Genomic DNA, 17701 nt, shown 5'->3' with positions numbered 1-17701 from the left:
CAAACGAATTATGAGCATTATTTCTAAAGACATACAAAAAGCAATTGCGCTTTTATCAAACGAAGAATTGGTTGCAATACCTACAGAAACTGTATATGGTTTAGCCGGAAATATCTTTAGCGAAAAAGCGATTAAGAGTATTTTCGAGACTAAAAAACGACCTTTTTTTAATCCGTTAATTGTACATCTTTCTTCTGTTGATGAATTAGAAACGATTGTTTCTGAAGTGCCTGAAAAAGCAAGAATCTTAGCAAATGCATTTTGGCCAGGTTCTTTAACTTTAGTCTTAAAAAAACAAAAAAATATTCCAAATATAATTACTGCTGGTAAAGATACGGTTGCTGTTCGTGTGCCAAATCATCCTGTAACTTTAGAACTTTTACGAAAATTACCTTTTCCTTTAGCTGCGCCAAGTGCAAATCCTTTTAATCAAATTAGCCCAACAAAACCAGAGCATGTAGAACGTTATTTTAAAAACGAACTGAAACTAGTTTTAGACGGCGGTTCTTGTAAAAATGGCATTGAATCTACCATTATAGGTTTTGAAAATGGCGAACCAATTATTTACAGACTAGGCGCTTTGGCACTTGAAGATATTGAAGCTGTTGTTGGTAAAGTTGCCGTAAAAAATAAAAAGGAAGAAAATCCTGATGCTCCAGGAATGTTAGACAAGCATTATTCGCCATCAACTTTTACAGTTTTAACTTCGGATATTACATCAGAAATTAAAAAATATCCAACTAAAAAAATTGGAGTTTTAGCATATAATTCCTCTTTTACATCTGATGAAATTTTTACTGAAATTATTTTATCTAAAACTAGTAATTTACATGAAGCAGCATCAAAATTATATGACTCTCTACACGAATTAGATCATTTAAATTTAGACATTATTATTGCCGAAAAACTACCAGAAATAGGTTTAGGAAAATCTATGAATGATCGTTTACAAAGAGCTGCTTTTAATAATTAGTTTGTTTGTTTTCTTTTAAAAGCGAAAATAAAATAGTTCTAAAAAACGAAAGTAGAATACTAAATAGCAAAGCGGTAAAAAATCCTGGAACCTCAAAACCATCTACTAATTTATCTGCTAATAAAATAATTACTGCGTTTATTACAAAGAGAAATAATCCTAAAGTTACAATTGTTGCAGGCAAAGTAAAAAACACTAAAAGTGGCCTTACAAACATGTTTAATAGCGCAATTACAATAGCTACAATTATTGCTGTTGTGTAACTTAATACCGTAACTCCTGGTAAAATTTTAGCTAAAACTACAACTGCTAGAGCTGTTAATAATATTTTTAAAAAGGTTTTCATTACATTTAGTTTAACTTACTTACAGCCAAAATTATACCAAATAAAAAAACTGCTTTTTTGGCAGATGAAATCTTTTTACTTATTCTTGCTAAGAAGGTCTTCTACAGCTTTACGTTCTAACTCTGCTTGAAATTCTTCCATTACTGGTTTTACAGTACTATCAGGAATGTCTGCAACTTTAATATACATTAATCCATCAACAGCATTGTTAAATTTAGGGTCAACATTAAAAGCAACTAAACGTGCATTTTGCTTTACATACTTTTTAATTAGAACCGGAATTCTTAATGCTCCAGGTTCAATTTCATCAATAATTTTATCAAACTTTTGCATGTCTGCCTTTGTAGAATCAAACACAAAATCTTTATCTGCATCTTTTAATTTTACTTTGTATTCTTTCTTCGGATAAATATATTGTGCAATATATGGATCGTAATAATGAGATTTCATAAACTCAATCATTAACGATTTAGAAAAATCAGAAAATTGATTACTAATAGAAACGCCACCCATTAAGTATTTATATTCTGGATAACGCAATGTAACATGCACAATTCCTTTCCAAAGTAAAAATAAAGGCATTGGTTTTTGCTGATATTCTGCAATAATAAAAGCACGTCCCATTTCTATGGTATTGCTCATCATTTGATGCAATTCTGGTTCTATCCTAAATAAGGTTTGAATATAAAATCCGTTGATTCCGTATTTTTTAAAAATTTCTTTCCCAAGTCCCATTCTGTAAGCTCCTGCTAAACAGTTTGCTTCTCTATCCCATAAAAACATGTGATAATAATACTTGTCATATTTATCTAAATCGATAGATTTGTTTGTTCCTTCACCAACCTCTCTAAAAGTAATTTCACGCAATCTACCAATTTCATGTAATAAATTAGGAATCTCTTTGGCGTTTGCAAAAAACACCTCGTAATTTTTACTTTCTAATAAACGTCCATCTGCTTCTCTTAAAGCATTTATCTCTTTAACAAATAATTCTGAATTTCTTTGAGTGGTTATTTTTTTAGCAGGTTTCTTCGGTATTTTTATATTCTGAGTAGAAATTAATTTATGTGCTTTCTCAAAAGGATTTGCCAACATGTAAGTTTTCTTTCTGATAAACTCATAGAAAGACGTAATATCTTTAAACTCATTTTGATCTTTTACAGAAATTGGTTTTCCGATTCTTACTTTTATAATTTTACCTCTTTGAGACATTAACTCCGATGGTAATTTTGCTGTTCTTAAAGTATCAGAAATTTTTGCTAAAAAATAAAAAAGCGTACTATTTTTTGCATGAAAATAAATAGGAATTACAGGAACATTTGCTTTTTTAATCAACTTAATAGCTCCTTCTTCCCAAGGTTTATCTACATTTAACTTACCATCTTTATATGTAGAAACTTCTCCTGCAGGAAAAAGACCTAAAGGATTTCCTTCTCTTAAATGCAACAGTGCTTTTTTTACACCTGCAAGGCTAGATTTTGCATCCTTTCTATCTTCAAAAGGGTTTACAGGCATTACATAAGGCTTTAGAGGCTCTATTTTATGTAATAAAAAATTGGCTATAATTTTATAATCTGCTCTTTTTTCCATGAGCAGTTTTAACAATAAAATACCATCTATTCCTCCTAAAGGATGATTAGAAATAGTAATAAAAGCACCACCTTTTGGAATTCTTTTTAAATCTTCTTCTGGAATTTCAAATTTTATTTTAAAATCGTCTAAAACTCCGTTTAAAAAATCTAAATCAGACTTATTTTTATTTTTATCATAGATTCTATTAATCGCAGAAATGCGAAGTATCTTTAATAAAATCCAACCAATAAAAGTACCAAGAAAACCAAATTTCTTTAAGCCTATTACTTGTGCAATTTCTTTAGATGTTACTAATGCCATAAATTAAAATTAGACGCGCATTTGCAAACTTACTAAAAAAAGTAAAGCAACTTTTTTTTAATTCGTTTTCACAACAATTTGAGACGTTTCTTTATTAATTTGCGTTAGCAAAGAAGCTCCTTTTTCTTCAATTACAGCTATAGCTTTTGCATCAAAATGACGTACAGTAAATAAATCTACTTCTTTTTGAACATCAATTCTAAACTGCGCTTTTAGCTCATTATAAAATTCATCAAACTTATTAAATTTATCATCTATACAAACAGAAAAGCTAATGGCTGAATTCTGAATTAAATTTACTTTTAGTTGATATTCGTGTAATTGTTGAAAAATATAACTAATATTATTCTCTACCATAAAAGAAAAATCTAATGCAGAAATCGATATTAAAATCTGATTTTTCTTTACAATAAAACAAGGTATATGAGGTACTAAAGTAGTTCCTTTAGATACTTTTGTTCCTGCTTTTTTAGGATTTAAAAAAGAACGAACTAACAAAGGAATTTCCTTTTTCTGAATTGGTTGTAATGTTTTTGGATGAATTACAGATGCACCATAAAAAGCCATTTCTATTGCTTCTTCATAAGAAATTTGTTCTAACAAAGTAGTATCAGAAAAAGCCCTTGGATCTGCATTTAAAACACCTTCTACATCTTTCCAAATTGTAACGCTTTCGGCATTTAAGCAATATGCAAAAATTCCTGCTGTATAATCTGAACCTTCTCTACCTAAAGTTGTAGTATTTTCTGTATCGTTTGCTGCAACAAAACCTTGCGTAATGTTAATTTTATTAGTATCAACTTTTTTGGTAATAATAGCTTCTGTAAGTTTCCAATCTACTTTTGCGTCTCTATAATTACTATCGGTTTTTATATAATTACGCACATCAAACCAAGTATTTTCTGTGCCTATTTTAGATAAATATCCACTTACAATTCTGGTTGATAACAACTCGCCAAAACAAATAATTTGGTCGTATACATAATTATATCTTTGTGATGAATTTCTAGCCAAAAACCAACCTAATTCGCCAAAAAGAATATCAACATCTCTGTAAACTTCATCTTCTTTATCAAACAGAGAACTCATAATATTTTTATGATATTCTTCTATAAAACTTAATTTACTTGGTAATTCTTCTGATTTGTTATAGTAAGCATCTACAACTTCTTCAAAAGCATTTGTAATTTTGCCCATTGCAGAAATTACTACTAAAGTATCTTTTGCTCCTTCATTTTTAATGATTGAAGCAACATTTTTTACCCCTTCTGCATCTTTTACAGATGCACCACCAAACTTAAAAATTTTCATTTTAATTATTTTGAATATATTTTTCTAAATTTTCTTTGTCCATTTGTACCACAGACCAATCGTTTAAATAAGTAGCTCCTGTACTTTTATAAAAATTAACGGCATTTGTATTCCAATCAATTACTTCCCAAGCAACTCTTTTAAAATTGTTTTCAAAAGCATATTTTAAAACAGCAGTGTACAAAGCTTTTCCTGCACCAATTTTTCTTTTACTTTCTGTTACCATTAAATCTTCTAAATGAATTGTTTTTCCTTTCCAAGTAGAATATCTTTCGTAAAATAACGCAATTCCGATAACAACATTATCTTCTTCTGCTACAAAAAGTTTAAATTTTGGAGAATCAGAAAAACCGTCTTTTAACAAATCGTCTACAGTTATTTCTACAGCATCTGGTTCTTTTTCAAAAACAGCCAATTCTGTAATTAAATTTAATACAGATTGTGCGTCTTTTTCTTCTCCTTGTCTAATTATAAAACCCATTTACTACTAATTTTGGTCAAAGATAATGGTTTTGAAATCTCAATAAAATATTTGATATTTTTTACACATTTATTTTTGATTTGTTAAAAATTTATACTTTTCATAATAAAACACCCTTTTTTTTTAGTAAAAACATTGATTACTAAATCGGTATAGTAAAAAAAAAATAGCATCTTTGTATAATCAACTTTAATTAAAAAAATGACTGCACAAAAACAAACTCTTGGAGAATTTATTATTAAAAACCAACATGCTTTCAAATACAGTTCTGGTGAACTTTCGAGTTTATTAAACTCTATAAGATTAGCAGCTAAGGTTGTAAATCACGAAGTAAACAAAGCCGGTTTGGTAGATATTATTGGCGCTGCTGGCGATACTAATATTCAAGGTGAAGATCAACAAAAATTAGATGTGTATGCAAACGACAAATTTATACAGACTTTAACACGTAGAAATATTGTTTGTGGAATTGCAAGTGAAGAAGAAGATAGTTTTATATCTATTAACAGTATCGATGAGAATCATCAAAATAAATATATTGTTTTAATAGACCCTTTAGATGGCTCATCTAACATTGATGTAAATGTTTCTGTTGGAACAATTTTTTCTATTTACAGAAGAGTTACTCCTGTTGGAACCCCAGTTCAATTAGAAGATTTTTTACAAAAAGGAAGTGAACAAGTTGCTGCTGGCTACGTAGTTTATGGCACCTCTACTATGATTGTTTACACAACCGGCGATGGCGTAAATGGTTTTACCTTAAACCCAGCAATTGGTTCTTTTTATTTATCACATCCTAATATGGAGTTTCCAGAAGATGGAAACATGTACTCTGTAAATGAAGGAAATTATTTAGATTTTCCTCTTGGGATAAAAAAATACATAAAATATTGTCAGGAAGAAGAAGGAGAAAGACCTTATACAAGTAGATATATTGGTTCTTTAGTTTCTGATTTTCATAGAAATATGATTAAAGGCGGAATTTACATGTATCCAAAAGGTTCTAGAAATCCTAACGGAAAATTACGTTTATTATATGAATGTAATCCAATGGCTTTTTTAGCAGAACAAGCAAACGGTAAATCTTCTGATGGCTATACACGAACAATGGATGTTGTGCCAACAGAATTACATCAAAGAGTACCTTTTGTTTGCGGAAGTAAAAATATGGTTGATAAAGTTGAAGAATTTATGCGTGAATATGGAGAATAAATCCTTTCTATTCAACTATAAATTATCAAAACGAAATCTACTTGTTAAACCATTTTTTAATTGTTAGATTTGTAAAACAATTATTAATTTAATCAGAAAAAAATATACAATTATGGCTTTTGAATTACCAGAATTAGGATACGCTTACGACGCTTTAGAACCAAACATTGATGCAAGAACTATGGAAATACACCATACAAAACATCACCAAGGTTATACAAATAATTTAAACAACGCAATTGCAGGTACAAATTTAGAAGGAAAATCTATCGAAGATATTCTTACCAACTTAGATATGAGTAATGCTGCTGTAAGAAACAATGGAGGTGGTTTTTATAATCATTCTTTATTTTGGACCGTTTTAAATCCAGAAGATAGAGGTTATTTATCTGGCGAATTAAAAGACGCTATCGAAGCTGCTTTTGGTTCTAAAGATGCATTTATCGAAGCTTTTTCTAAAGCTGCTGCAACACAATTTGGTTCTGGTTGGGCTTGGTTATGTGTATTACCAGGAGGAAAAGTAGAAGTTTGTTCTACTCCAAACCAAGATAACCCATTAATGCCAGGTGTTACTTGTGGCGGAACTCCTATTTTAGGATTAGACGTTTGGGAGCATGCTTACTATTTAAACTACCAAAACAGAAGACCAGATTATATTAACGCTTTCTTTAAAGTAGTTAACTGGAACGAAGCTGAAAAAAGATATGCAGCTGCAAAATAAGTAACGTTTTTACTTTAAGTATTTCTCACAAGTAAAAAAGTGATTTTACTTGAACTCAAATACATAAAAAAGCATCCAAAAATTGGATGCTTTTTTTATACTATTTACTCTTTAAAAGCTTTTAGTAAGCTCTTTTAGAATTCCCTTCATAAAAGTTTATATAAGCCTGATTTACAACCCTATGACCTCCAGGAGTTGGATAATCACCTGTAAAATACCAATCACCTAAATGATCAGGACACGCTTTGTGCAAACCTTCTATAGTTTGATAAATTACCTCAACATCGGCTTTAATATCTTCGGTTTTTAACATTTCAGCAATCTTAGCAGAAATTTCTTCTGTAGTAAATGAACTGTAAATTTCTTTTACATAATTTACAATCTCTACATCTTCATTCTCTTGTTGATTTTTACACTTTTGATAAACATCTGCTACAACATGATATTTATTATGATCTTTTAACAATTCTAATGCAGCTTTAAAGGCAATAAAATCTTCAATTCTTGCCATGTCTATTCCATAGCAATCTGGATAACGAATTTGAGGAGCAGAAGAAACTACTACAATTTTCTTAGGCTCTAATCTATCTAAAATTCTAATAATACTTTTCTTTAAAGTTGTTCCACGCACAATACTATCATCAATAATAACCAAGTTATCTGTAGGTTTTACAACACCATACGTAATATCATAAACATGTTCTACCAAATCATCTCTAGAACTATCATCAGCAATAAAAGTTCTTAATTTCGCATCTTTAATTGCAATTTTTTCAAAACGTGCTCTTTCTGATAAAATTTGAGTAACTTTTTCTGCGGATAAATTTTTTCCGCCTTCTAAAATTTTTGCTGTTTTTTGTTCATTTAAAACATCTTCAGCAGCTTCTGTCATTCCATAAAAAGAAGTTTCTGCCGTGTTTGGAATATAAGAAAAAACGGTGTTAGAAATATCAGAATCTATTGCAGTTAAAATCTTAGGAAACACATATTTTCCTAAATTTTTACGTTCTTCATAAATACCTGCATCACTTCCTCTAGAAAAATAGATACGCTCAAAAGAACAAGCTTTATTTTCTTTAGGCTCTAAAACTTTTTCAATTGATGTAGTTCCGCTTTTTTTAATAATTAGCGCATGACCTCTTTCTAATTCTTTTACATCAGTAATCTTAACATTAAAAACAGTTTGTATAACTGGTCTTTCTGATGCAACTACAACTACTTCATCATCTTCGTAAAAATAGGTAGGTCTAATACCGTTTGGATCTCTTAAAACAAAAGCATCTCCATGCCCAACTAAACCAGCCATTGCGTAACCACCATCCCAATTTTTAGATGATCTTTTTAAAATATTTTTTAAACTTAAATTTTCTTCAATAAAAGGCGATGCATCTTTTTTATTAAAACCTTGTTCTTTAGCTTTTAAATATAAATCAGAAACTTCTGCTTCTAAAAAGTGCCCAATTTTTTCCATAACAGTTACAGTATCTGTATTTTCTTTTGGATGCTGACCTAACTCTATTAACTCTTCTAACATTTGTTTAGAATTCGTCATATTAAAATTCCCTGCAACAATTAAGTTTTGATGTCTCCAATTACTTTGACGCAAAAAAGGATGTACACTTTCTATAGAGTTTTTACCAAAAGTACCGTAACGAACGTGTCCTAAAAACAGATTTCCAACATAAGGCATGTTTTCTTCTTGCCAATCAACATCGTCTTTTTTATCAGGATTTTCTTCTAAAACACTATTTAAACGTCCATTTATTTGCGCAAAAATATCTTGTATTGGTTGCGATTGATTAGAACGAACTCTACTAATATATCTTGTACCAGGTTGTACATTAAATTTTACACTTGCAAAACCAGCACCATCTTGACCACGATTATGTTGCTTCTCCATCAATAAATACATTTTGTTAATTCCGTAAAAAGCAGAACCATATTTATCCTTGTAAAACTGTAAAGGTTTTTTTAATCTAACTAATGCAATTCCGCATTCGTGTTTAATTGCGTCACTCATTTAACTGGGGTTTTGTTGTTTTTTATGTATAAAAAAATCCGCGTTATTAGACGCGGATTTTTATTTATGATAATGTTATATCAAACTGGGTTAAATCTTTAAACGCTTGCAAACGCTCTTTAACTTCATCTGCTGTAAGCTCCTGCATTCGTTCTGTTCCAAATTTCTCTACACAAAATGAAGCTAAATTAGAACCGTAAATAATAGCGTTTTTCATATTCTCGAAAGAAATATCTTCTGTTTTTGCTAAATATCCGCAGAAACCACCTGCAAAAGTATCTCCTGCTCCTGTTGGATCAAAAACTTCTGCTAAAGGTAAAGCCGGTGCATAAAACATACTGCCATCGTTAAATAACAATGCGCCATGTTCTCCTTTTTTAATAACCACGTATTTTGGTCCCATTTCATGGATTTTCTTAGCTGCATTTACTAAAGAATATTCGCCTGATAATTGACGAGCTTCTTCATCATTTATGGTAATTACATCTACTCTTTTAAGAACAGTATGTAAATCTTCAAGTGCAATATCCATCCAAAAATTCATAGTATCTAAAACTACTAATTTTGGTTTTTCTGTCATTTGATCTAAAACAGATGCTTGTGTTAATGGGTGTAAATTACCCAACATTACAATTCCAGCATCTTTAAAATCAGCAGGAACAACAGGTTCAAATTTTTCTAATACATTTAATTCTGTAATTAAAGTATCTCTAGAATTCATATCATTATGATATATTCCACTCCAGAAAAAAGTTTTTCCTTCTTTTATAATTTCAATACCATCAGTATTAATTCCTTTGCCATTCATCATTTTTAAATATGATTCTGGGAAATCTCCACCAACAACAGAAACAACTCCTGTTTTTACACCAAACTGACTTGCCGCTAACCCAACAAAAGTTCCTGAACCTCCAAGAATTTTATCTGTTTTACCAAAAGGAGTTTCAATTGCGTCAAATGCTACAGTACCAACTGCTAATAATTTACTCATGTTACTTTTTTTATTTTTTTCACTTCTAACACCTATAAATAAAGAAGTAAAATTGGAATTTAATACATCAATTACTATTTCTAAATATTATTCTAACTAGAATAACTATTAGTTTACTTTATACTTAACAAGCATTTAAATGCTTTTTTATCGTATTTTTGCCCCTTTAATAAAACGGCTACGATGCCGCAAAAATAACTTTAAAAAATGACTATCAAAGAAATACAAGAAGAAATTATTGATGAGTTTTCTATGTTTGATGATTGGATGGAACGTTATGAATATATTATAGAACTAGGCAAATCTTTACCAATTATTGATGATAAATATAAATTAGATGAAAATCTTATAAAAGGCTGCCAATCTAAAGTTTGGCTATATTCTGAATTAAATAATAACACAATAAAATTTACTGCAGATAGCGATGCTATTTTAACCAAAGGAATTGTGGCATTATTATTGCGCGTTTTTTCAAATCAAAAACCAACAGATATTTTAAATGCAGAAACTACTTTTATTGATGAAATTGGTTTAAAAGAACATCTTTCGCCAACCAGAGCAAATGGTTTAGTGTCTATGGTAAAACAAATAAAAATGTATGCAATTGCACAACAATCAAAATTAAATAATTAAGAATAAACATAATGACAGATAAAGAATTAGAAGAAATTGGAGATAAAATTGTAAGAGTTTTAAAGACAATTTTTGATCCAGAAATTCCTGTAGATATTTACGAATTAGGTTTAATTTATGATGTTTTTGTATCCGAAGAAAATAATGCAAAAATATTAATGACACTAACATCACCTAATTGCCCAGTTGCAGAATCTTTACCAAGAGAGGTTGAAGACAAAATAAAAACACTAAAAGAAATTAACGACTGTGAAGTTGAAATTACTTTTGACCCTACTTGGACTCAAGATATGATGAGCGAAGAAGCTAAGTTAGAATTAGGAATGCTTTAATTTAGTTAAAATATTTAATTCTGATAGATTAAATTAACAATTTTAAAACCTTAATAATGCAAGAAGAAATAATAAATAGGGTATCTAATAGCAAACTAATGACTTTTGATCTTGAGGAAATTTATCCTGAAGGAAAAAGAGTTCTTTTAGATATTAAAGACTGGTTATTTCAAGAAATTATTTTAAAAGAAAAAGATTTTAGAAAATCTGTTAGTGAACATAATTGGTCTGAATACAAAAATTCTTTTGTTGCTATAACTTGTTCTGCAGATGCAATTATTCCTTCTTGGGCTTTTATGTTAGTAGCATCAGAATTAACACCTTATGCAAATAAAGTTGTTATTGGCGATTTAGTTTTGCTTGAAACTGTTATTTATCAAGAATTAATGGAGTTTTTAGATTTAAGAGACTTTGCTGACAAACCAGTTATTATAAAAGGTTGTGCAAATAAACCAATCCCAAATTCTGCTTACAGTTTTTTAATTGCAAAATTACAACCAATTGCAAAAAGCATTATGTTTGGTGAAGCTTGTTCTACAGTTCCTCTTTATAAATCTAAAAAATAATTTTAATTTTTATGAGATATTGTTATTTTTGTATACCAAAGAATAAAAATTTGAAGAACTTTTTCTTACTTTTTTGCATTTTATTTTCAGTAACTTTTTCTGCGCAAAAAAAGAAAGACAAAGAACCACTGCCTACTCCTAAATGGAAAATACAAGGAAGATTTGCATTTATTTTTAATCAATCTTCATTTACCAATTGGGTTTCTGGAGGAGAAAACACTATTGCTGGTAACATAAATATTAACTACGACATTAATCATAAACACAAAAACTTAAACTGGGACACAAGAATTATAACCGGTTATGGTTTAAGCCATTTAAGCGAAAAAGGATATCGTAAAACTGATGACCGTTTTGAATTTAATTCCCTTTTAGGTTTAAAATCTAAAGATTATTGGTTTTTTTCTTTCTTTACAAATTTTAAAACCCAATACTCAGAAGGTTACAACTACAAAACAGAACCTAAAACACCAGTTTCTAACTTCTTTTCTCCTGCATATTTAAGTTATGGACCAGGAATGCTTTGGAAAAAATCTGACAATTTAAATGTAAATATAGCTCCAGCAACAGCTAGATTTACTTTTGTAAATGATGAATTTTCTGGAAAATTTGGTGTAGAAGAAGGCAAAAATTCTGTATTTAGTTTAGGTTTTAATCTTACAGGATATTCTAAATTTTCTCTGATGGAAAATATAGAAATGGAAAACATTGTAGCTCTCTATTCTGATTATTTAGAAAACCCTCAAAACATTGACTTAGACTACCAATCAAATATCCGTTTTAAGGTAAATAAGTTTATAAAAATGCAGATGACTTTTCATACAATTATTGATGATAATTCATCTGGAAAAATTCAATTTAGGCAACTTTTTGGTATGGGACTTAATTATAATTTCCATGAAAAAGTGACTTATTAAAACTTTTTAGGTCTAAACTAGAAAGATTACTTAATCAAATATTTTAAATTTTAATAATGAAAAAATTATCAATCCTATTATTGTTCGTTTTTATAGGTTTATCTATAAACGCACAAACTGCTGATGAACTTAAAAAAACATTAGCTTCTAAAAAAGATTCAATTGCTAAATTACAATCAAAAGCAAAAGCTTTACAAGGCAAAATAGACGCACTTCCAGGTTGGAGAAAAGGTGCTTTTGGTACAATTGGTGCTAGTTTATCTGGCTTTAACAATTGGTATTCTAGAACAGCACCAGATGCATCTGCAGGTAATATTGGCGTTACAATTAATGGTTATGCCAACTTAATTCAAAATGATTTTTTCTGGAGAAACTCTGCGGCAATTAACTTAGGTTGGGTAAAGTTAGATGACAAAACTCCTGGTGTAACTGGTGATGAAGATTTTGAAACCGCAACAGATGTTTTTACAATCTCTTCTTTATATGGTAAAAGATTAAATAAAAAATGGGCAATTTCTGGTTTAGCAGAATACAGAACAACTTTAATAGATAATTTTAATGATCCTGGATTTTTAGATCTTGGGGTAGGTGCAACATGGACACCTACAAACAATTTAGTTGTTGTAATACACCCAGGAAACTACAATTTTGTTTTCAGTAATTCTGGTAGTATTTTCGAATCTTCTTTAGGTGCTAAGATAGTAGCAGATTACACCAAAAAATACGGAGGTTTAAGTGTAAAATCTAACTTATCTATGTTTCAAAGCTATAAAGATGGTGATTTTTCTAACTGGACATTTACAAACTCTTTTGGATATACTATATGGAAAGGAATTGGTTTAGGCTTTGAGCTTGGTTTAAGAAAAAATAAACAAGAAGCTTTAAATAATGCTTTAATTTCTAATCCTGCAGAAACTTTTAATACTGTAGATAATAAACTACAATCTTACTGGTTATTTGGTTTAAGCTATTCTCTATAAAGAATAATTAAGATAATAAAAACACCCTTAAAAATTTATTTTATAAATTTTTAAGGGTGTTTTGTTTTTAAACGTTTTTTACTATTATTTTCCGGTTAAAAATTTTGGTTTGATTACTAACATTGCCCAAGCCCAATTTTGAGTTCCTGCAGCAGCAGTTTTTGCAATTCCTTTTAACTCATACATTCCATCACTTGCAAACATTTGAGAATATCCAAGAACTAATGCATATCCTTTAAATTTCTTTTTGTAAACTAAATCTACTTCAGTTCCTAAAGATTTTTCTCCACTTGCTAACGCTTGTTCTCCTCTAAAATTAAGAGCTTTTACCATTAAACTTGAAGATTTATTTAAAGAAATATTCGCACTTACATGAAAATCTACTAAACCAATAGAATTTGCATGATTACCTACATAAAAATAATCCATAAACCCGTTAAACTTATGATTTGTTCCATATAAAGGAAAGAAAGCTCCTGTTTCCCCAACTCCACCATCGTTTCCACTAATAGCCTCTACACCTAAACCTAAACTTAATTTAGATGTTACTTTATAAGTTGCATCTAAACCTAATAAATAAGCACCTTTTACATCAACTTTTCCTTGACGTTTTCCAGTTTGTAAATATGCATTTGCAGCTAAACCAATTTTTCCTTCCTTATAGTTTAAATGCGTTCCTAATGTTTGTAAATTACTTACTCCATCTGCAGCATTATTAACATCATACTCTTGAAAACCATTATTTAATAGTAATAAACTACCAGTAATTTTATCCCATTTTTGTTTCATATATAACATCTGCATTGTTTTATATGAGAAATAACCTGTTGTGTTGTATGCAGTTCCTACTGACTGAAAACCAGTTGGATTTGAATAATCTTGATTAAATGCTAGTGCAAAATCTAACATAAAGTTTCCTTTTACATGTTTTAATAAAGCAGCATCATGATTTCTACCTTGCTGTGCCCAATCTAATCCCCCTAAAATTCTTTGATCATCATAAGATAAAACTTGACGACCAATTCTTGTAGATGTATTTTCTCCTAACTTAAGTTCTGCCCAAGCTTGAAAAACTGCAAAAGAATTATTTTGATCGTAAGGTAAAATCTGTCTGTTTTCTCCCCAAACCATTACATCTTGTAAACTAACATAAAACCAATAATTATCTGTCATATAACTTGTATTCAGTCTTACTCTTGTTGAAATCCCAAAACCAGCATCTGTTCCATCCGTTATTAAATTTCCAAATCCATTTCTATACTCTGTACGTGGTCTAAATTCTCCATCTAGAGTAAATTGTGCGTTTATAAACTGACAACTCACCAACATTAGCGCTAATATTATGTATTGTTTTTTCATTTTTATTCTATTTTTAGTATTAAATTAATATATATTTAAAGGCGCAATATAAAAAGACAAAAATATCTTATTTATGACAAATCAGATGTTTTTAACTCTATAAATATCACTATTTTATTTTTTAATGTTCTAGAAAGTCTATTAAATGCTTTCTGTATTTGTAATAATCGTCGTGTTCTAAAACTGATTTTCTTGTTCTTGGTCTTTCAAAATTGATATCTAAAATGTCTCCTATTTTTGCTTTGGGACCACTTGTCATCATTACTACTCTATCTGCTAAAAAGATGGCTTCATCAACATCATGAGTAATCATTACAGCAGTAATTTTTTCTTTATTCCAGATTTCAATTAATATATCTTGTAATTCTCCTCTTGTTAAAGAATCTAACATTCCAAAAGGTTCATCTAATAAAAGTACTTTAGGTTTAATTGCAAATGCTCTGGCAATACCAACTCTTTGCTGCATTCCTTGAGATAATTCGCTTGCTTTTTTATGAAAAGAATCTTCTAAACCAACTTTTTGTAAATAATATTTTGCAACATCATTTCTTTGTGCTTTTGTTGCATCAGGAAAAACTTGATTTACGCCTAACAATACATTTTGTAAAGAAGTCATCCATGGCATTAAACTTGGCGATTGAAAAATAACACCTCTATCTGGTCCTGGTCCTTTTATATGTTTACCAAGTACAGAAATGTTTCCTCCAGAAATTGGGTTTAATCCTGCAATCATAGAAAGCATCGTTGTTTTACCACAACCAGAATGCCCAATAATGGTAACAAATTCTTCTTTTTTTATCTGAAGATTCAAATCTTCTAAAACCACATAATCACCTTTTGGAGTAGGATATACTTTTTTTAGGTTCTTTAAATCCAACATCACTTCACTAGAAGGAAAAAGGCCGTTTTCTATTACATTTTTGGTAGTTGTACTTTTTGTTATCATACTCATTAGTTTCCAAATTTAAACTGGTTAACAAAATCCTTAGGAACTAAATCTGGAAGTATTATTTCTTCTTTAGCCACAGATTTACGCTCATTTCCAATATCCATTAAATACTCAATAATTTCATTTCGAGTTTTCTTAAAATTAGGATTATCATTCATTTCTGTTTTGTCTCTAGGACGCTCTAAATCAATTTTAAACTCTGGACCTAAAGTTGCATTTGGCCCTGGACGTAATGGAATAATTCTATCTGCCATATAAATTCCTTCATCTACATCATTTGTAATTAACAAAGCTGTTCTTTTATCTTTTCCCCAAATATTTAAAATTTCATCCTGTAAATTTCCACGAGTTAAAGCATCTAAAGCACCTAAAGGTTCATCCATAATAATCATCTCTGGTTTCATTGCTAAAGCTCTTGCCACTGCAACTCTTTGACGCATTCCACCTGATAACTCATTAGGTCTTTTATTTATGGCTGGTGTTAAACTCACCATTTCAACATAATTAGCAACTATTTCATTTAATGCTGCCTTATTTTTCTTTGGAAAAGCTTCTTTTACTGCCATAAATACATTTTGACCAACAGTTAACCAAGGTAATAATGAGTAGTTCTGAAAAATAACTCCTCTTTCATGGCTTGTACCATTTACAGGTTCTCCTTTAAACAAAACCTCACCACTTGTTGGTTCTATTAACCCATTTATTAAATTTACTAACGTTGTTTTTCCACTTCCTGTAAAACCAACAATTGCAACAAATTCACCTTCTTCTATTTTAAGGTTTATATTAGATAAAACCTCAGTTTCATCCCCATCATTTCCATAGGTTTTGCAAATATTATTAAGCTCTAAATATGCCATTTTTTTTGATGTTTAATTGTTGAACTAATTATTAAATTGCATCAGTTTTATCAAATGAAACCCAGTTTTGAATTGTTAACATTAATCTGTCTAACAAGAAACCAATGATTCCTATAACAAACATTGCAACAATAATTTTTGCATTAGAATCGTTAGCTCCATTCTGGAATTCTTCCCAAACAAACAATCCTAAACCTGGACTCTGTGCCAAAAGTTCAATGGCAATTAAAACCATCCAAGCAACTGACAACGTGATTTTTAATCCCGTAAAAATTAATGGTAAAGATGAAGGTAATACTACTTTAAATATCTTTTGAAAAGTTCCTAATTTTAAAACTTTTGCAACATTTATATAATCTTTATCTACAGAAGAAACTCCCATTGCTGTGTTTACTAAAGTTGCCCACATAGAACATAAACCAACACTTATAAATGAAATTGTAAATGAACTATCATCTGCAGAACCAATTAGTAACGTTTTTACAATCATAAAAACTAACAAGTACCAAACAACTGGAGATACTGGTTTAAAGATTTGAATAAACCAGTTAAAAGCACTTTTTAAAGTAGGACTTAACCCAATAAAGATTCCTAAAGGAACAGCAATTACTAATGCTAATAAAAAACCTGCAAATACGGTTTGTAAACTTCTATATATTTGATCTACAAAAGATGGTCTACCCGTATAAACAATTGCATCTTTACCAGCAGCAATTCTTTTAGCATTTAAAGCTGCAGTTTTTTCTGCAAATGCAGCTTTGTCTGCACTAATAATATTATGATCTCTTAATAAAGATTGAAAAGAATCCCAAACCTGACTAGGAGAAGGCAAGGTATTTGGCTGACAACTAGATTCACCAGAAGCAATACAAGCTGTTAAAGCATCTGCTGCTGCTTGCCCTTGATCTTGTAACGCTTTTTCAATTTTATATTCTGCCTCTATATTGTATAAAGATTTTGCCCCTAAATGCCATAAAAGAAAGAACAATAAAATGGAAGCAAGTGGAACAATAAACTTGCGTAGTAAATTTTTAAAATCTTCTTTATCTAGCTTTCCAGTAAATAGATCTTTTAATGTTGTAAAAAAACCTAGTCCTATAAAATTAGATACTTTTCCTAATGTTAAACTTGCTTTCATAATATTAGTGTAATTAATG

Annotated in this window: 18 protein-coding genes; 8 read left to right on the top strand and 10 right to left on the bottom strand. The window is 29.8% G+C overall.

What is annotated here, in order from left to right:
* Positions 1–10 precede the first annotated feature (10 nt).
* Positions 11–973 carry an L-threonylcarbamoyladenylate synthase gene (locus BLT70_RS00575; protein ID WP_091890091.1) on the top strand — a complete coding sequence of 321 codons (963 nt, stop codon included), beginning with the start codon at positions 11–13 and terminating at the stop codon, positions 971–973.
* On the opposite strand, the gene BLT70_RS00570 is transcribed toward BLT70_RS00575, so the two are convergent.
* From BLT70_RS00570 to BLT70_RS00555, 4 genes are all read right to left on the bottom strand, one after another.
* Positions 963–1319: a phage holin family protein gene (locus BLT70_RS00570; protein ID WP_091890088.1), complete on the bottom strand. Its 357-nt coding sequence runs from the start codon at positions 1317–1319 to the stop codon at positions 963–965. The genes BLT70_RS00575 and BLT70_RS00570 overlap by 11 nt on opposite strands.
* A 75-nt stretch (positions 1320–1394) precedes the next feature.
* Positions 1395–3212: a lysophospholipid acyltransferase family protein gene (locus BLT70_RS00565; protein ID WP_091890085.1), complete on the bottom strand. Its 1818-nt coding sequence runs from the start codon at positions 3210–3212 to the stop codon at positions 1395–1397.
* A 57-nt stretch (positions 3213–3269) separates the two neighbouring features.
* Complete coding sequence (locus BLT70_RS00560; RefSeq protein WP_091890083.1) at positions 3270–4523, bottom strand: aspartate kinase; 1254 nt, start codon at positions 4521–4523, stop codon at positions 3270–3272.
* A 1-nt stretch (position 4524) separates the two neighbouring features.
* A complete protein-coding gene (locus BLT70_RS00555) occupies positions 4525–5004 on the bottom strand; it encodes a GNAT family N-acetyltransferase (protein ID WP_091890080.1) in 480 nt (159 codons plus the stop codon).
* Between the two features lie 201 nt (positions 5005–5205).
* Between BLT70_RS00555 and fbp the strand changes: the two genes are divergently transcribed.
* Entirely contained in the window at positions 5206–6216 is a 1011-nt protein-coding gene (gene fbp, locus BLT70_RS00550) for a class 1 fructose-bisphosphatase (RefSeq protein ID WP_091890077.1), read from the top strand.
* A gap of 112 nt (positions 6217–6328) precedes the next feature.
* Complete coding sequence (locus BLT70_RS00545; RefSeq protein ID WP_091890074.1) at positions 6329–6937, top strand: superoxide dismutase; 609 nt, start codon at positions 6329–6331, stop codon at positions 6935–6937.
* A 121-nt stretch (positions 6938–7058) separates the two neighbouring features.
* Here the strand turns inward: BLT70_RS00545 and BLT70_RS00540 are convergent, their stop codons facing one another.
* Together BLT70_RS00540 and BLT70_RS00535 are read right to left on the bottom strand one after the other, a co-directional pair.
* Positions 7059–8957, bottom strand: a complete 1899-nt coding sequence (locus tag BLT70_RS00540) for an amidophosphoribosyltransferase (RefSeq protein WP_091890071.1) — start codon at positions 8955–8957, stop codon at positions 7059–7061.
* Positions 8958–9021: 64 nt separating this feature from the next.
* Positions 9022–9948, bottom strand: a complete 927-nt coding sequence (locus BLT70_RS00535; protein WP_091890069.1) for a PfkB family carbohydrate kinase — start codon at positions 9946–9948, stop codon at positions 9022–9024.
* A gap of 207 nt (positions 9949–10155) precedes the next feature.
* Here BLT70_RS00535 and BLT70_RS00530 point away from each other — a divergent pair, with 207 nt between their 5' ends.
* Genes BLT70_RS00530 through BLT70_RS00510 form a run of 5 tightly spaced genes read left to right on the top strand, consistent with a single transcriptional unit; the run spans position 10156 to position 13376 of the window.
* Positions 10156–10581 carry a SufE family protein gene (locus tag BLT70_RS00530; protein WP_091890066.1) on the top strand — a complete coding sequence of 142 codons (426 nt, stop codon included), beginning with the start codon at positions 10156–10158 and terminating at the stop codon, positions 10579–10581.
* 11 nt (positions 10582–10592) lie between these two features.
* Entirely contained in the window at positions 10593–10913 is a 321-nt protein-coding gene (locus BLT70_RS00525) for a DUF59 domain-containing protein (protein ID WP_091890064.1), read from the top strand.
* A gap of 56 nt (positions 10914–10969) precedes the next feature.
* Positions 10970–11479, top strand: coding sequence for a DUF2480 family protein (locus tag BLT70_RS00520; RefSeq protein WP_091890061.1), 510 nt, complete (start codon positions 10970–10972; stop codon positions 11477–11479).
* Positions 11480–11529: 50 nt separating this feature from the next.
* Positions 11530–12396 (top strand): DUF3078 domain-containing protein, encoded by an 867-nt coding sequence (locus tag BLT70_RS00515; RefSeq protein ID WP_091890058.1) that lies wholly within the window; start codon positions 11530–11532, stop codon positions 12394–12396.
* Positions 12397–12452: 56 nt separating this feature from the next.
* Positions 12453–13376 carry a DUF3078 domain-containing protein gene (locus BLT70_RS00510; RefSeq protein WP_091890055.1) on the top strand — a complete coding sequence of 308 codons (924 nt, stop codon included), beginning with the start codon at positions 12453–12455 and terminating at the stop codon, positions 13374–13376.
* Positions 13377–13460: 84 nt separating this feature from the next.
* On the opposite strand, the gene BLT70_RS00505 is transcribed toward BLT70_RS00510, so the two are convergent.
* The 4 genes from BLT70_RS00505 to BLT70_RS00490 form a co-directional block, all read right to left on the bottom strand.
* Positions 13461–14735: an alginate export family protein gene (locus tag BLT70_RS00505; RefSeq protein ID WP_091890052.1), complete on the bottom strand. Its 1275-nt coding sequence runs from the start codon at positions 14733–14735 to the stop codon at positions 13461–13463.
* A 121-nt stretch (positions 14736–14856) separates the two neighbouring features.
* Entirely contained in the window at positions 14857–15681 is an 825-nt protein-coding gene (locus tag BLT70_RS00500) for an ABC transporter ATP-binding protein (protein ID WP_091897276.1), read from the bottom strand.
* 5 nt (positions 15682–15686) lie between these two features.
* A complete protein-coding gene (locus tag BLT70_RS00495) occupies positions 15687–16544 on the bottom strand; it encodes an ABC transporter ATP-binding protein (protein ID WP_091890049.1) in 858 nt (285 codons plus the stop codon).
* 31 nt (positions 16545–16575) lie between these two features.
* Entirely contained in the window at positions 16576–17682 is a 1107-nt protein-coding gene (locus BLT70_RS00490; RefSeq protein ID WP_091890046.1) for an ABC transporter permease, read from the bottom strand.
* Positions 17683–17701: the final 19 nt, after the last annotated feature.

Origin of the sequence: Polaribacter sp. KT25b (genome assembly GCF_900105145.1) — a bacterium.
In the GTDB taxonomy this organism is placed as follows: Bacteria; Bacteroidota; Bacteroidia; order Flavobacteriales; family Flavobacteriaceae; genus Polaribacter.
The sequence above is the reverse complement of the archived record's forward strand: the minus strand, read 5'-3'. Positions and strand labels throughout refer to the sequence as shown.

Coding starts and splice junctions, on each gene's coding strand:
- BLT70_RS00510 (WP_091890055.1), top strand. CDS start 12,453: ATGAAAAAATTATCAATCCTATTATTGTTCGTTTTTATAGGTTTATCT.
- BLT70_RS00520 (WP_091890061.1), top strand. CDS start 10,970: ATGCAAGAAGAAATAATAAATAGGGTATCTAATAGCAAACTAATGACT.
- BLT70_RS00490 (WP_091890046.1), bottom strand. CDS start 17,682: ATGAAAGCAAGTTTAACATTAGGAAAAGTATCTAATTTTATAGGACTA.
- BLT70_RS00525 (WP_091890064.1), top strand. CDS start 10,593: ATGACAGATAAAGAATTAGAAGAAATTGGAGATAAAATTGTAAGAGTT.
- BLT70_RS00555 (WP_091890080.1), bottom strand. CDS start 5,004: ATGGGTTTTATAATTAGACAAGGAGAAGAAAAAGACGCACAATCTGTA.
- BLT70_RS00540 (WP_091890071.1), bottom strand. CDS start 8,957: ATGAGTGACGCAATTAAACACGAATGCGGAATTGCATTAGTTAGATTA.
- BLT70_RS00545 (WP_091890074.1), top strand. CDS start 6,329: ATGGCTTTTGAATTACCAGAATTAGGATACGCTTACGACGCTTTAGAA.
- BLT70_RS00530 (WP_091890066.1), top strand. CDS start 10,156: ATGACTATCAAAGAAATACAAGAAGAAATTATTGATGAGTTTTCTATG.
- BLT70_RS00535 (WP_091890069.1), bottom strand. CDS start 9,948: ATGAGTAAATTATTAGCAGTTGGTACTGTAGCATTTGACGCAATTGAA.
- BLT70_RS00565 (WP_091890085.1), bottom strand. CDS start 3,212: ATGGCATTAGTAACATCTAAAGAAATTGCACAAGTAATAGGCTTAAAG.
- BLT70_RS00560 (WP_091890083.1), bottom strand. CDS start 4,523: ATGAAAATTTTTAAGTTTGGTGGTGCATCTGTAAAAGATGCAGAAGGG.
- BLT70_RS00575 (WP_091890091.1), top strand. CDS start 11: ATGAGCATTATTTCTAAAGACATACAAAAAGCAATTGCGCTTTTATCA.
- BLT70_RS00495 (WP_091890049.1), bottom strand. CDS start 16,544: ATGGCATATTTAGAGCTTAATAATATTTGCAAAACCTATGGAAATGAT.
- BLT70_RS00505 (WP_091890052.1), bottom strand. CDS start 14,735: ATGAAAAAACAATACATAATATTAGCGCTAATGTTGGTGAGTTGTCAG.
- fbp (WP_091890077.1), top strand. CDS start 5,206: ATGACTGCACAAAAACAAACTCTTGGAGAATTTATTATTAAAAACCAA.
- BLT70_RS00500 (WP_091897276.1), bottom strand. CDS start 15,681: ATGATAACAAAAAGTACAACTACCAAAAATGTAATAGAAAACGGCCTT.
- BLT70_RS00570 (WP_091890088.1), bottom strand. CDS start 1,319: ATGAAAACCTTTTTAAAAATATTATTAACAGCTCTAGCAGTTGTAGTT.